Source organism: Streptomyces sp. NPDC048441 (assembly GCF_043200235.1).
In the GTDB taxonomy this organism is placed as follows: Bacteria; Actinomycetota; Actinomycetes; order Streptomycetales; family Streptomycetaceae; genus Streptomyces.
Genome location: NZ_JBICXM010000001.1, coordinates 359,821 through 374,333, shown reverse-complemented (window position 1 = coordinate 374,333; position 14,513 = coordinate 359,821). Strand labels below are relative to the sequence as shown.

Here is a 14,513-nt window from a genome sequence, read left to right as displayed (position 1 = left end):
CCCGGATCGGTTTCTAGGCAGAAATGCCATCGATCCGGGCCATCGCGTCGTCCGCGCCGAACGGCTGCAAGTACGGCAGCCAGCGCGGATCCCTATGCCCGGTCCCGATGATGCGCCACGCGAGGCCCGAGGGCGGCGCGGGCTTGTGACGCAGGCGCCACCCCAGCTCCAGGAGATGGCGGTCCGCCTTGGTGTGATTGCAGCGGCGGCAGGACGCCACCACGTTCTCCCAGGCGTGCGGGCCGCCGCGGCTCTTCGGAATGACGTGGTCGACGCTGGTTGCGACGCCACCGCAGTACATGCACCGACCCCCGTCGCGGGCGAAGAGCGCCCGCCTGGTCAGCGGAACAGGCCCTCGGTAGGGGACCCGGACGAACCGCTTGAGGCGGACCACGCTGGGTGCGGGGACGGTGCGTGTCTCGCTGTGCATGAAGGCGCCGGATTCCTCGAGGCAGAGAGCCTTGTTCTCCAGGACGAGGACGAGCGCGCGGCGGAGCGGTACGACACCCAATGGCTCGTACGACGCATTGAGGACCAGGACGTGCGGCACGGATGCCTCCTATTACGCCGGCGGCGCGTGGCTCGCGCCGGGACGATCTGTAGCCAGTCTCCCCTCATGCCTGGTCCAAGCGCCACCACCTACTGGTAACGGGCTCGGAGTGTTTTCGACCACACCTGTACGTCATCCTCATCTTCCCCAAGTGAGCACTGTCTCTCCCTCGAACATGACAACGATCCACACACAATGCCCCGTTAGTGTGGTGTCTCTGCCCGGTGCATCTCCTGGGCAGACCGCTATGCCTGGAGGTACCCGCCGTGTTCCTGTCCGTCCTGTCAGCAGCCGGAACGGACCCGGACGACAAGTCGACGCCGAAGCCCCCGACCCTTGAAGACGCCCAGGAGCACGCGACGAACGCCGCGAGCTGGGTGGAGCAGAACTGGTCGGCGTGGCTGGGCATCGGGCTCCGCATCCTGCTGATCGTCGCTGTCGCCGTCGTCCTGCGTGTGGTCATCCGGCGCTCCATCACCAAGCTCATAGAGCGCATGAACCGCACGGCCCAGTCCATGAACGGCTCGGCGCTCGGCGGTCTCCTGGTGAACGTGGAGCGCCGCCGTCAGCGCTCGCAGGCCATCGGCTCCGTGCTGCGCTCGGTGGCGTCGTTCCTGATCCTCGGCACGGCCGCACTGATGATCCTCGGCACGTTCGAGATCAACCTCGCCCCGCTGCTCGCGTCGGCGGGTGTCGCGGGCGTGGCGATCGGTTTCGGCGCCCGCAACCTGGTCACGGACTTCCTCTCCGGCGTCTTCATGATCCTTGAGGACCAGTACGGCGTCGGCGACTCCATCGACGCGGGCGTCGCCTCCGGCGAGGTGATCGAGGTGGGCCTGCGCGTCACGAAGCTCCGCGGCGACAGCGGCGAGATCTGGTACGTCCGCAACGGCGAGGTCAAGCGCATCGGCAACCTCAGCCAGGGCTGGTCCACGGCGGGCGTGGACGTCACCGTCCGCCCGGACGAGGACCTGGAGAAGGTCCAGGCGACGCTGACCGAGGTCGGCGACGCCATGGCCAAGGACGAGCCGTGGAACGAGCGCCTCTGGGGCCCGATCGAGGTCCTCGGCCTGGACAGCGTGCTGCTCGACTCGATGGTCGTACGGGTCTCCGCGAAGACGATGCCGGGCAACGCGCTCGGCGTGGAGCGCGAGCTGCGCTGGCGCATCAAGCGGGCGTTCGACGCGGCGGGCATACGCATCGTGGGCGGCATCCCCCTCCAGGCGGAGGAGACAGCCGCCGACCCGTCGGCAGGCATCTCGGCCCCCTCCGCGTACGCGTCCTCGACATCCCCGCAGTCGCTGGCCGCGTCACCGATCACGCCGCCGCCGAACCTGGCGAAGTAGCGGTCTGTACGTGAGTGGGGGGGGGGGGGGGGGGGGGGGGGGGGGGCCCCCCGGGGGCCCCCCCCCCCCCCCCCACTCACATATCCACTCCACTCTCCGTCACGGCTACCGGCGGCCGAACCAGCTCAGCGAACCCAGTTCTTCAAGTCCCCGGTGTCCAGGGTGATACCGACCGGGTCCGGGAGCGTGAATTCCTTGCCGAAGGGCAGCGTCAGAACCTGTTCGTAGCGACCGCCGTCCGGCTGGCTGTGCACCTTGAGCTCGCAGGTGTCACGGTCGATCAGGAGGTACACCGGGATGCCGGTCTCCGCGTAGGCACGAGGCTTCTCGACACGGTCGCGTCGGTCGGTGTCGGAGTCGTAGGAAGTGACCTCGACGACCATGAGGACGGGGGTGGGGTCGGCCCATTCGCCCTCACCGACGAACGCGTCGGCGGGCGCCAGGGATCCGTCCGGGCGTGCGCGGCCCTCGCGGTAGGTCTCGATCACCAACCCCTGGGCGGGGTCGAGCCACCATTCGGGCCGATGCTGCATACAGATACGCGTCAGCCACTGGATGATGCGTCCGTGATCGCCGTCGGGCACGGCCTTCCCCCCGATGTGTCCATTGATGAACTCGAGCCGGGCACCTTCCGTGGTGCGGGCCGCGTGACGCGCGATTTCCTCGAACTCTATGGCCTGCATCTGCGGGCGATCGGCGAGCATGGTCACCTGTGTCCTCCTGCCACTGCGGGGGTCAGATCTCCAGCATACGGAGGCCCGCACCTGGGTGCGGGGGCGTTCCGTCAGCATGGGCGGCCCCCTTTCAGCACGGCCCAGACCGTCTTACCGACGCCGCCCCTCGGCTCCACACCCCAGTCGTCCGCCAGCGCCCCCACCAGCAGCAGCCCCCGCCCGAACTGCTCCTCGCCGTCCGCCGGACGCGGACTCGGCAGGCGTTCGCCTCGCGGGTCACTGACCTCGATGCGGAGGGTGGTGGCGGTGAGGGTGATCCGTACGCGGATGAGGCGGTCCCGCAGGCTGCCGTGGAGCAGGGCGTTGGTCATCAACTCGGAGAGGACGAGAGCGGCGTCCCCCGCGAGGGCTGGGCGCCCCCACTCGCTGACGAGGCGGGCGGCTCTGCGGCGGGCGAGGGGGATGCTGCGGACGGTGGGGGTGTAGCTGAGGCAGTCCTCGCGCAGGTCGACAAGGTCGACGGGGTCGACGGGGAGTTGAGCTTCGGGTTCAGCCATGACGCGCACCTCCATGTGCGGTCTGGGCGGCGGTGGCTCTGCCGGTCCCTTGCCGAATGGGCAGGGCGGTGCGCTTCCGCCAATTGGCGCCGCTGGGTCAGCGGTTGAGTACTGAACGTAGCGATGCGGCAGCTCTGAGCGCAATCAACTTCAGGAAGTTCTTCCTGAGAGAGTGAAACTCGTCGACGCGGTGACGCGCTTGGGACACACTGTGACCGTGATGCGATCAACTCAGCCCCGACAGGGCCAGGTCTCAACTGTCCTGGCCCGCAGGATCGGTGGCGAGCTGCTGCGCCTGCGCGACACCGCGGGAAAGACCCAGCAGCAGGCCGCCGAGTCCATCAACGCGACCGGCACGAAGATCGTGAAGATGGAGCGCGGCTGGGTCCCGATGCGTGACCCTGACATCCGGGTGCTGTGCGAGTTCTACGGGATGGAGGACCGCAAAGTCGTAGCCCGGCTACTGGAGTTGGCGAAGCTCGACCGCGAAAGACGTAAGACAAAGGGGTGGTGGCAGGACGCTCCCGGCTCCGGCTCCTTGGCCGAGTACATCGCCATGGAGGACGTTGCGAGCCGCATCCGCAATTGGCAGTCCTCGCTGGTCCCGGGGCTCTTTCAGACACCTGCGTACACGCGCGCGCTCGCGGTGACCGAGGGAACCTGGGAGGACCCCGAGGAGATCGAGCCCTTGGTGCAGGTCAAGCAGAAGCGCCAGAGGCGACTCCTCGGCGAGCGCCCCCTCCAGCTCTATACGGTCGTCTGGGAAGCCGCGCTGCGACAGCAAGTCGGCGGCCCTGGCGTCATGCGCGCCCAATTGGAGCGCATGCTCGAACTGGCGGAGCTGCCGAACGTACGCCTGCAGATACTTCCGTTCAAGGCTGGCGCACACCCCTGCATCGCAGGTCCGTTCAGCATCATTTCCTTCACGGAGGCCGAGGCCCTGGACGTGGTGCAGACCGACAGGGTGCTGGGCTCGGCCTGGGTGGAGAACGAAGTCGAGAGCGCGAGGTACAGCACGCTCTTCGACCGCACGGCTCGACTCAGCCTGGCCCCACGTGATTCCGTTGCACTCATCGAAAGCCTGCGCAAGGAACTGTGACCATGCCCGAGTTCGACTTCATGAAGTCCAGCTACAGCCAACTCAACGGCGAGTGCGTCGAAGTTGCGGTCAACGTCCCCGGAACCGTCGCCGTCCGCGACTCCAAGGCCGCCACAGACGCCGACCCCGACGCCCCGATACTCCGCCTCGCCCCGGCCACCTGGGCGAGGTTCACCACGTCACTCCACTGAGCCCCGGCGCGGCTGCGGGCTGGCCGGGGGCGTTGGTCCTCACCGGGGTCGCGTCCACCCCACCCAGTGACGACAGTTGACGCCAGGCGGGGTGTCCTGTCGCACTGAAGTGGCAAATTCTCACTCAGTCTCATGGGACCTGGCAGATTCCCAGCGGATCGCGTTCTGTGTGGTGACAGCCTTGGGAAAATCGCTGGCGGCGGCGAAGCCAAGGAAGAAGGCTCTCACCGTGACACTTCATGAGAACGAGATCCGTGTGGATGAGGCGATCGCCCGGTCGCTGCTTCGGGAACAGCGACCGGAATGGGCCACCCTCCCCATCTCGCAGGCCGGTGCGGGCACCGACAACACGATGTACCGGCTCGGCAACCACCTGCTCATGCGGCTACCGCGCACTCCGGACAACGCGAAGGCCGTACAGAAGGAGCAGACGTGGCTGCCACGGCTGGCGCCACATCTTTCCTGTCGCATCCCGGAGCCGGTGCACGCCGGTACTCCGAGTTCCGCCTTCCCACTCGCCTGGTCGGTTTACCGCTGGATCGATGGCGATGAAGCAGACCTGGGATCGGTCACCGATTGGCCGGCCTTCGGGGCCGACCTGGCAGCGATCGTGCAGAGCTTGCACTCAATCCCCCTCATGGGAACTGCTCGTGAGGGCGAACTCAGCTGGTACCGGGGAGGCGGCTTGCAAGCTTGTGACCGGTGGATCAATGGGTGCTTCAACGCCTGCCGAACTATCCAGGGTCTCGACCTCGATCTCGCGCACCTGCGACACCTGTGGCAGAGCGCACTGGCCTTGCCCGAGCCATCCGGCCGACAGGTGTGGCTCCACGGCGACCTCAAACCCACCAACCTTCTCGTTCAGCAGGGAAAGCTGCACGCGGTCATCGACTTCGGATGCCTCTCAGTCGGCTTTCCCGACGCCGAGCACTCGCCTCTGTGGGACCTTCCACCCGGGGCCCGACAGGCGTACTGGGACGCCATAAACCTCGACGACATGACGTGGCTGCGTGCCCGGGCGTGGGCCATCGCCGTCGGAGTCAGCGGGGTGTCGTACTACTGGGGCACCTATCCTGCCTTCGTCAGCGAGTGCCTGTCGCGTCTCCACGCAATCCTGGAGGCTGCCGACGAGCGGTGAACCGGTCCCAGCTGCGGCCTCACGACGAGCTCCGGTTCCGCGAAGGCCAACTCATTTGGGACTGAGATCCGACGGGGTTCCCAAACTACCTGGCAACCCTGCAGTTGGAGACCTGCTGGCTGCCAACTGGAATGCGACAGGACACGGGGGCGGGCGGGTGAGGACCAGGCAGCACCCGCAGGGAGGCGGCACCCGAGGGAGCCCCTGCGGTGCCCCCCCCAGGTAACGACTTGGTTGCCGCCTCCGCCCCTGCTATTGACGCCCCCGTCACGCTGGAATTACCTTCCTCACACCCAATAGGAAAGTTTCCTAACAGTGTGACGCCGGTACGGTCCGTACGGACGAGCGTGAGCAGTGCGAGGGCGAGGAGCAGGTCATGGGTGGTTCGGCCGGCGGCGGTTCGACGCCAGGTACCCCGCGGGTCCTGCGCGCGATGAACGACCGCGCCGCCCTTGATCTGCTGCTCACGCACGGGCCGCTCTCCCGTACGAAGATCGGCAAGCTCACCGGGCTCTCCAAGCCCACCGCGTCCCAGCTCCTGGCCCGCCTCGAAGCGGCCGGGCTCGTCCGCGTCACGGGCACGAGCGAGGGGCGGCCAGGCCCCAACGCCCAGCTGTACGCGGTCAATCCGGCCGCCGCCTACGCCGCGGGGCTCGACGTCAACCCCGACCGCATCCGCGCCGCCGTCGCCGACATCACCGGCAGGACCGTCGGCGAGTTCCGGCTCCCGACGCCGGGCCGCCGCGCCGAACCCGTCGTACGCCAGGTGACCGAGGCGCTCGACGGCGCGGTGAAGGCCGCGGGGCTCGCCCGCTCCGACATCCACCGGCTCGTCATCGGCACCCCGGGCGCCTTCGACCCCAACACCGGCCGCCTCCGGTACGCCAGCCACCTCCCTGGCTGGCACTTCGCCACTCTCCTCGACGAGCTCGCCGCCGCGCTCCCGATGCCCGTCGAGTACGAGAACGACGTCAACCTCGCGGCCATCGCCGAGCAGCGCCTCGGTGCGGCGAAGGACCACGAGGACTTCGTGCTCCTGTGGAACCAGGAAGGGCTCGGCGCCGCCCTCGTCATCGGCGGCAGGCTGCACCGCGGCTGGACCGGCGGCGCGGGCGAGATCGGGTTCCTGCCGGTGCCCGGCGCCCCGCTCGTACGGCAGGTCACCAAGGCCAACAGCGGCGGCTATCAGGAGCTGGCAGGCTCGCAGATCATCCCCAGGCTCGCACGCGATCTCGGGATCACCCCGATCCCCCACGGTCCGTACGCCGATGTCGCCGCCGCCGTCGTCGAGCAGGCCGCCATCGTGAACGAAGGGCCCCACCGGCAGCTCCTGGAGACGTACGCGACCGGTCTCGCCACGGGTCTCGCCTCGCTGATCGCCGTTTTCGATCCCGAACTCATCGTGCTCAGCGGCTCGTTGCACACCGCGGGCGGCGAGCCGCTGCGCGAACTGATCCAGGCCGAGCTCGACGAGCTCGCCGTCTCGCGTCCCCGCCTCGTCGTGGGGGACGTCGCCGAACACCCGGTGCTGCGCGGCGCGCTGGAGAGCGCCCTCGCGGCCACCCGCGACGAGGTCTTCGACACCTCAGGCTGACCCGAACCCCCGGTTTCCTTCCCACGCACCGCCCCTCGTCCGAGCCCGTCCTGCCCAGGGAGTAGCCCGCCATGCCCGAATCCCGCCGCGCGACCGCCGTCGCGCTCGCCGCGACCGCGTCCATAGCCCTGCTCGCCACCGCCTGTACGGGCTCGACCGGCTCCAGCGCGAACGACGACGCGTCCAAAGAGACGACGCTCAACTTCTGGCACGGCTGGAGCACGCCGTCCGAGGTGAAGGGCGTCCAGGCGAACGTGGACGCCTTCGAGAAAGAGCACCCCAACATCCACGTCAAGGTCGTCGGGAACATGACCGACGACAAGGTCAACCAGGCACTGCGGGCCGGGGGTTCGAAGGCGCCCGACGTCATCTCGTCCTTCACGACGAACAACGTGGGCAAGTTCTGCTCGTCCGGGGCATGGGTGGATCTCAACCCCTTCTTCAAGAAGTCGGGCATCGCCCCCGAGAAGACCTTCCCGAAGACGATGAACGAGTACACGCAGTTCGAGGGCAACCGCTGCGCCGCCCCGCTCCTCGGCGACGCGTACGGCCTGTACTACAACAAGGACGAGTTCAAGAAGGCCGGGATCAAGAGCCCGCCCAAGACCTGGTCCGAATTCACCTCCGTCGCGAAGAAACTGACGAAGACCAAGGGCGACTCCTACGAGCAGCTCGGCTTCATGCCGAACTACCACGGCTACGAGTCGACGACCGAGCACTACTTCGGGCAGTGGTCCCCCACGTACTTCGACAAGAGCGGCAAGTCGAACATCGCCAAGGACCCGGCCTTCGCGGCCGGATTCAACTACCAGAAGAAGCTCGTCGACGAACTCGGCGGCTACCAGAAACTGGAGAAGTACCGGTCGAGTTTCGGTGACGAGTGGGGAGCCAAGCACCCCTTCCACACCGGCCAGGTCGCGATGCAGATGGACGGCCCGTGGCGGCTCGGCATGGCGCAGGAGGCCAAGGCCGACTTCGACATCGGCGTGGCCCCGCTGCCCGTCCCCGACGACCAGAAGGAGACGTACGGCAAGGGCTACGTCACCGGCACCATCGCGGGGATCGCCGCGACCAGCAAGAAGCAGAACGCCTCGTGGGAGCTGGTCAAATACATGACCACGAACACCGACGCGGTCGTGAACTTCTCCAACGCGATCCACAACGTGCCCTCCACGCTCGCCGCGCTGAAGTCGCCGAAGCTGAAGTACGACCCGCGCTTCAAGACGTTCCTGGACATCGCCGCGAACCCGGACTCCACCACCACCCCGGCGTCCATCAACGGCGGCCCCTACCTCGTCTCGGTCCAGAATCTCGGATTCGACTACGAAAAGGGCAAGCAGACGGATCTGAAGGCGGGTCTGAAGAAGACCGCCGACGAGATCGACACGGACATCGAGCAGGCGAAGTAGCCCCGGGATGAGCACGCACACGTTGCGTTCAAAGCCGGAACGTTCAAAGCCGGTGCGTTCGACCCCGTCACGGTCGAACACGCTGCGTTCGAAGCGCCGCAAGGCGGCGCTCCGGACCGCCGCCTTCATGTCGCCCTGGCTGATCGGCTTCGCGGTCTTCTTCGCCTATCCGCTGATCTCGACGGTCTATTTCTCGTTCATGCACTACGACGGCTTCAAGCCGCCGACCTGGACGGGCTTCGACAACTGGTCCTACGTCTTCAACGACTACCCGCTGTTCTGGCCCGCGCTGCGGAACACCCTGTGGCTCGTGACCGTGATGGTCTCCTGCCGGGTCGTCTTCGGCATCGGCATCGGGCTGCTCATCACGAAGATCAAAAGCGGTACGGGCGTCTTCCGCACCCTCTTCTACCTGCCCTATCTCGCCCCGCCGGTCGCCGCGACCATGGCGTTCGCGTTTCTGCTCAACCCCGGTACGGGGCCCGTCAATTCGCTCCTCGGCGACCTCGGGCTCCCCACCCCCGGCTGGTTCAACGACGCCGCCTGGTCCAAGCCCGCCCTGACGATGCTCGCCCTGTGGGGCATCGGCGACCTCATGGTCATCTTCATGGCCGCGCTGCTCGACGTGCCCACCGAGCAGTACGAGGCCGCCGAGCTCGACGGCGCTTCGGCGTGGCAGCGGTTCCGCTTCGTGACGCTGCCGAACATCTCGCCGATCGTGATGTTCGCCGTGGTCACGGGCGTGATCCAGACCATGCAGTACTACACACAGCCACTGATCGCGGGGAAGGTCGCGTCCGGCGTGATCGGCGGCTCCGGGCAGCAGTTCGAGCCCGGCTATCCCGACAAGTCGACCCTGACGCTGCCGCAGCTCGTCTACAACCTCGGCTTCCAGCGCTTCGACTACGGCTCCGCCTGTGTGATCGCGCTCGTGCTCTTCGCCCTGGCCATGCTGTTCACCGCGTTCCTGATGCGGCGGCGCGGCGGCCTCATCCAGGCAGGTGACTGACCTCATGACCCAACTGCTTGAACGAAAAGGTGAGTTGAGCGCACCGCCGCCACTCACCCCCGCCGCCCGCACCGCGCGCCGCAAGGCGTTCCTCAACTGGATCGCCGTGCACACGCTCGGCGTCGCCGTCGCGCTCTTCTTCATCCTGCCGTTCGTCTTCATCCTGCTCACCTCGCTGATGAGCGACCAGCAGACGCTCACCCGCGATCTGATCCCGGACACCTGGGAGTGGTCGAACTACAGCAAGGTCTTCGACACCCCGGGCTTCCTGACCTGGTGGCGGAACACCCTCCTGTACGCGGGACTCGGCACCGTCCTGACGGTCGTGTCCTCGCTCCCCGTGGCGTACGCGCTCGCCAAGTTCCGCTTCAAGGGCCGCAATCTCTCCCTGATGCTGGTCATCTCGATGATGATGCTGCCGCCCCAGGTGATCATCATCCCGATGTACCTGTTCTGGGCGAAGCAGCTCGACCTGTCCGGCACGCTGTGGCCGCTGATCATCCCGATGGCGTTCGGCGACGCGTTCTCCATCTTCCTGCTGCGGCAGTTCCTGATGACCATCCCGAACGAGTACATCGACGCGGCGAGGGTCGACGGCTGCGGCGAGCTCAAGACCCTGCTCAGGGTCGTCCTGCCGATGGCGAAGCCGGGCATCGCCGCCGTCGCCCTGTTCCAGTTCTTCTACGCCTGGAACGACTACTTCGGGCCGCAGATCTACGCGTCCGAGAACCCGGGCGCCTGGACCCTCTCGTACGGCCTGGAGTCGTTCAAGGGCGCGCACCACACCGACTGGAATCTGACCATGGCCGCGACCCTGCTGGTCATGGCCCCTGTGATCCTCGTGTTCTTCTTCGCGCAGAAGGCGTTCGTCGAGGGTGTCACGCTGACCGGAGTGAAGGGCTGAACCATGAAACTCACTGTCGTGGGCGGAGGCTCCACATACACCCCCGAACTCATCGACGGCTTCGCCCGGTTGAGGGACACGCTCCCCATCGAGGAGCTCGTGCTCGTCGACCCGGCGGCCGACCGCCTCGAACTCGTCGGCGGCCTGGCCCGGCGCATCTTCGCCAAGCAGGGCCACCCGGGCCGGATCATCACCACCTCTGACCTGGACGCGGGCGTCGAGGGCGCCGACGCGGTGCTGCTCCAGCTGCGTGTCGGCGGCCAGGCCGCCCGTGGCCAGGACGAGACGTGGCCCCTGGAGTGCGGCTGCGTCGGCCAGGAGACGACGGGCGCGGGCGGCCTCGCGAAGGCGCTGCGGACGGTTCCGGTCGTCCTCGACATCGCCGAGCGCGTACGCCGCACGAACCCGGACGCCTGGATCATCGACTTCACCAACCCGGTGGGCATCGTCACGCGTGCGCTGCTACAGGCCGGGCACAAGGCGATCGGTCTGTGCAATGTGGCGATCGGCTTCCAGCGGAGGTTCGCGAAGCTGCTCGGGGTGAGCCCCGGTGACGTTCATCTGGACCACGTGGGCCTGAACCACCTCACCTGGGAGACGGCCGTACGCCTCGGCGGCCCCGAGGGCGAGAACATCCTGCCCAAGCTCCTCGCCGAGCACGGCGACGCGATCGCGGCGGACCTGAGCCTGCCGCGCCAGATCGTGGACCGCCTCGGCGTCGTCCCCTCGTACTACCTGCGCTACTTCTACGCCCACGACGAGGTCGTACGAGAACTGCGCACGAAGCCGTCGCGCGCCTCCCAAGTCGCAGAGATGGAAGCTGAGTTGCTGAGGATGTACGGCGACCCGGCGCTCGACGAGAAGCCGGAGCTCCTCGCCAAGCGCGGCGGGGCGTTCTACTCGGAGGCCGCGGTGGACCTCGCCGCGGCGCTCCTCGGCGGAGTCGGCGGAGGCGGCAGCCCGTATCAAGTGGTCAACACGTACAACAACGGCACGCTGCCGTTCCTGCCGGACGACGCGGTCATCGAGGTACAGGCGGCCGTCGGCGCGAAGGGTGCGGTGCCACTCGCGGTGCCCGAACTCGACCCGCTCTACACGGGGTTGATCTCGAACGTGACGGCGTACGAGGACCTGGCGCTCGAAGCAGCGGTGCGGGGCGGCCGTGACCGCGTCTTCCGCGCTCTCCTTTCCCATCCGCTGATCGGCCAGTACGAGTACGCCGAGCAGCTCACCGATCAGTTGATCGCGCACAACCGGGAGCACCTCGCGTGGGCATGAGCGGTTCCGGTTCGGTGCTCGCGATCGACGCGGGCAACAGCAAGACCGATGTCGCGCTGGTCGCCGCCGACGGCACAGTCGTCGCCACGGCACGCGGCGGCGGGTTCCAGCCTCCGGTGGTCGGCGTGGAGGCGGCGGTGGACATCCTGGAGACGGTGGTGCGCGAGGTGTTCGCGTCCGCCGGTGGTGACGGCATGGGCGTCGACCATGTCTCGGCGTGCCTCGCCAACGCGGATCTCCCCCTGGAGGAGGAGCAGTTGGCGGCGGCCCTTGCCGCGCGGGGCTGGGGCCGGAGCGTGGAGGTGCGGAACGACACCTTCGCGATCCTGCGGGCGGGCGTCGCCGAGCCGCGCGGGGTCGCCGTGGTGTGCGGCGCGGGGATCAACTGCGTGGGGATGCGGCCCGACGGCCGTACGGCACGCTTCCCCGCGATCGGGCGCATGTCCGGGGACTGGGGCGGTGGTTGGGGCCTGGCGGAGGAGGCCCTCTGGCACGCCGCGCGCGCGGAGGACGGGCGCGGCGGGCCCACGTCCCTCGCACGCACGCTCCCGGCGCACTTCGGGCTGCCCTCCATGTACGCGCTGATCGAGGCGCTGCACCTCGGGCACATCGACGAGATACGGCGTCATGAGCTGACGCCGGTCCTCTTCGCCACGGCGGTGGAGGGGGATCCCGTGGCGCGGCAGCTCGTGGACCGGCTCGCGGATGAGGTGGTGGCGATGGCCGTGGTCGCCCTGTCCCGCCTCGAACTCCTCGACGAGGAGACTCCGGTGGTGCTCGGCGGGGGCGTTCTCGCCGCCCGGCATCCACAGTTGGACGGACGCATCCGGGCGCTCCTGGCAGACCGGGCACCCAAGGCCGTGGCCCAAGTGGTGTCGGTGCGGCCCGTCCTGGGGTCGGCGCTGCTCGGGCTCGACCACGTGGGGGCGTCGGACGAGGTGCGGGAGCGGGTGCGGGGCCACTACGAGGGGCGTGAGAGCCTGGAGCGGCTGAGCTGATCGGCCCGGCGGACTGACCCGGCTGACCCGGCTGACCCGGCTGATCCGGCCCGGCGGATCGGCCCGGCAGGGAACCGAACCCCTCTGAATCGCGTATTCAAGGGCAGGGGTGGTGTGCGATCTTCGCGTGATCCGGGCAGGATGCCGGACAGGTGATCGAACAAGATCCAGTCAATGCCTGTGCGGATGTCAGTCCCTGCGGCAATACTTGCGGCCGTGCACTTCTGCCCGCACCGCGCACGGCGGGCGGAAGTGAACGTCCGATGACCAAGGGGGAGGTCGAGGTCAAGGTGACATATCCGCCGAACGGCAGCGCCGCGCCGCCGGGGCAGGCTGCGCCGATGATGCCCGCCGTGCCGCCTCAGGCGGGCGCACCGGCACCTGAGCAGACCGCTCAGACCGGGCAGAACGCACCGCCCCGCCGCCCCGCATGGGTCGAGGGCCGGGACAGGCTGCGCGCCGCGGCGACGACCGAGCCCGGCAAGCTGCGGATCATCGGCGCCGTCCTCGCACTGCTCGTCGTGGCGTTCGGCGCGGTCACCACCTGGCAGATGTCGGAGCGTTCGGCCGCCGCGGACAGCGTGCTGAACCGCAGCCAGCCGCTGAGCGACGACGCCGCGGCCATCTACCGCTCCCTCGCGGACGCCAACACGGCCGCCTCCAGCGGCTTCCTCGCAGGCGGTCAGGAACCGGCCGACGTACGCGATCTGTACAAGCGCGACATCACGACGGCATCCGAGAAGCTGGCGAACGCCGCGTCGAACGCGGAATCGGGCTCATCGGCCGCCGCCTCGGTGAGCGAGCTGAACAAGCTGCTCCCGGAGTACACGGGCCTGATCGAGCGTGCCCGCGCGAGCAACCGCCAGGGCCTCCCGCTCGGCGGCGCCTATCTGCGGTACGCCAACGACAAGATGCAGAAGATGCTTCCGGTCGCCGAGAAGCTCTACACCGCGGAGAACCAGCGGCTGAACGCGGACTACGCCGACGCGAAGCCGTATCCCTGGTTCGCCATCGGGCTCGGTGTGCTCGCGCTCGGCGGCCTCGCCTGGGCGCAGCGGCGCAACTACCAGCGGACGAACCGCGTGCTCAATCACGGCCTGGTCGCCGCGACGGCCGCCTCCACGGTCGTCCTGCTCTGGCTCGTCGCCGGGCACACCATCGCGCGCTCGGGGCTGAACGATTCGTACGAACACGGCGTGAAGTCCCTGAACGTGCTGCACGACGCCCGCATCATCTCCCTCAAGGCGCGGGGCAACGAGAACCTCACACTGGTCAGCCGCGGCGCGGAGACCGTCGAGGTCGGCCCGAAGAGCAAGCCGGAGATCAAGGACAAGTTCGATTTCGACTACCAGGCGCAGATGAAGGACCTCGGCGGCGCCGACAGCGGTCTCCTCGGCAAGGCCGTGGCCATCGCCGACGACGCCGCGGGCAAGAACCCCGTCGAGGCGGCCGCGAAGAACGTGCTGGTCTGGAAGGACCGGCACAAGACCGCGCGGGACACCGACGACGCGGGCGACTACAAGGGCGCACTCGCCAAGGTCGTCGGCAACAAGAGCGACAAGCCCACCGGGGAGTGCTTCGACAATGTCGACAAGGCGCTCGAAGTCGCGCTGGCGCATGAGCAGAGCGAGTTCGAGCAGGCGGCCAAGGACGGCAAGGGAGCGATGACCGGGCTTCCCGAAGGTGCCGCGGTGCTCGCGGTGCTCGCCGCCGCGGGCGCCCTGCTCGGCATCGGGCGCAGGCTGTCGGAGTACCGGTGAGAGGGG

Annotated in this window: 14 protein-coding genes; 11 read left to right on the top strand and 3 right to left on the bottom strand. The window is 68.2% G+C overall.

The genetic code is table 11. From position 1 onward, the window contains the following. Nucleotides 1-13: 13 nt before the first annotated feature. Nucleotides 14-550, bottom strand: a complete 537-nt coding sequence (locus tag ACGFSB_RS01645; RefSeq protein WP_393392459.1) for an HNH endonuclease — start codon at nucleotides 548-550, stop codon at nucleotides 14-16. 266 nt (nucleotides 551-816) lie between these two features. Between ACGFSB_RS01645 and ACGFSB_RS01640 the strand changes: the two genes are divergently transcribed. Beyond that, entirely contained in the window at nucleotides 817-1,896 is a 1,080-nt protein-coding gene (locus ACGFSB_RS01640) for a mechanosensitive ion channel family protein (protein ID WP_393392456.1), read from the top strand. A gap of 125 nt (nucleotides 1,897-2,021) precedes the next feature. On the opposite strand, the gene ACGFSB_RS01635 is transcribed toward ACGFSB_RS01640, so the two are convergent. Continuing rightward, the gene (locus ACGFSB_RS01635; protein ID WP_393392453.1) at nucleotides 2,022-2,600 is read right to left on the bottom strand and encodes a Uma2 family endonuclease; all 579 of its coding nucleotides are present in this window, start codon (nucleotides 2,598-2,600) and stop codon (nucleotides 2,022-2,024) included. Between the two features lie 80 nt (nucleotides 2,601-2,680). Next, entirely contained in the window at nucleotides 2,681-3,127 is a 447-nt protein-coding gene (locus tag ACGFSB_RS01630) for an ATP-binding protein (protein WP_393392450.1), read from the bottom strand. Between the two features lie 220 nt (nucleotides 3,128-3,347). Here ACGFSB_RS01630 and ACGFSB_RS01625 point away from each other — a divergent pair, with 220 nt between their 5' ends. The 10 genes from ACGFSB_RS01625 to ACGFSB_RS01580 all read left to right on the top strand — a co-directional run bounded on the left by ACGFSB_RS01625 (nucleotide 3,348) and on the right by ACGFSB_RS01580 (nucleotide 14,507). Beyond that, complete coding sequence (locus ACGFSB_RS01625) at nucleotides 3,348-4,226, top strand: helix-turn-helix domain-containing protein (RefSeq protein WP_393392447.1); 879 nt, start codon at nucleotides 3,348-3,350, stop codon at nucleotides 4,224-4,226. A gap of 2 nt (nucleotides 4,227-4,228) precedes the next feature. Continuing rightward, nucleotides 4,229-4,417, top strand: coding sequence for a DUF397 domain-containing protein (locus ACGFSB_RS01620; RefSeq protein WP_393392444.1), 189 nt, complete (start codon nucleotides 4,229-4,231; stop codon nucleotides 4,415-4,417). Between the two features lie 229 nt (nucleotides 4,418-4,646). Further along, the gene (locus ACGFSB_RS01615; protein ID WP_393392441.1) at nucleotides 4,647-5,555 is read left to right on the top strand and encodes an aminoglycoside phosphotransferase family protein; all 909 of its coding nucleotides are present in this window, start codon (nucleotides 4,647-4,649) and stop codon (nucleotides 5,553-5,555) included. Nucleotides 5,556-5,931: 376 nt separating this feature from the next. Continuing rightward, on the top strand, nucleotides 5,932-7,149 hold the full coding sequence (locus ACGFSB_RS01610) for an ROK family protein (RefSeq protein ID WP_393392439.1): 1,218 nt from the start codon (nucleotides 5,932-5,934) through the stop codon (nucleotides 7,147-7,149). Between the two features lie 71 nt (nucleotides 7,150-7,220). Further along, complete coding sequence (locus ACGFSB_RS01605) at nucleotides 7,221-8,558, top strand: ABC transporter substrate-binding protein (protein WP_393392436.1); 1,338 nt, start codon at nucleotides 7,221-7,223, stop codon at nucleotides 8,556-8,558. Nucleotides 8,559-8,685: 127 nt separating this feature from the next. Then, nucleotides 8,686-9,567, top strand: a complete 882-nt coding sequence (locus ACGFSB_RS01600; protein ID WP_393393765.1) for a carbohydrate ABC transporter permease — start codon at nucleotides 8,686-8,688, stop codon at nucleotides 9,565-9,567. Nucleotides 9,568-9,571: 4 nt separating this feature from the next. Further along, nucleotides 9,572-10,471, top strand: coding sequence for a carbohydrate ABC transporter permease (locus tag ACGFSB_RS01595; RefSeq protein ID WP_393392433.1), 900 nt, complete (start codon nucleotides 9,572-9,574; stop codon nucleotides 10,469-10,471). 3 nt (nucleotides 10,472-10,474) lie between these two features. Continuing rightward, nucleotides 10,475-11,749: a 6-phospho-beta-glucosidase gene (locus tag ACGFSB_RS01590; protein ID WP_393392430.1), complete on the top strand. Its 1,275-nt coding sequence runs from the start codon at nucleotides 10,475-10,477 to the stop codon at nucleotides 11,747-11,749. Continuing rightward, nucleotides 11,746-12,747 (top strand): N-acetylglucosamine kinase, encoded by a 1,002-nt coding sequence (locus ACGFSB_RS01585; RefSeq protein ID WP_393392427.1) that lies wholly within the window; start codon nucleotides 11,746-11,748, stop codon nucleotides 12,745-12,747. The genes ACGFSB_RS01590 and ACGFSB_RS01585 overlap by 4 nt, the downstream gene beginning before the upstream one ends. Before the next feature lie 290 nt (nucleotides 12,748-13,037). Beyond that, nucleotides 13,038-14,507, top strand: coding sequence for a hypothetical protein (locus ACGFSB_RS01580; protein ID WP_393393763.1), 1,470 nt, complete (start codon nucleotides 13,038-13,040; stop codon nucleotides 14,505-14,507). Nucleotides 14,508-14,513: the final 6 nt, after the last annotated feature.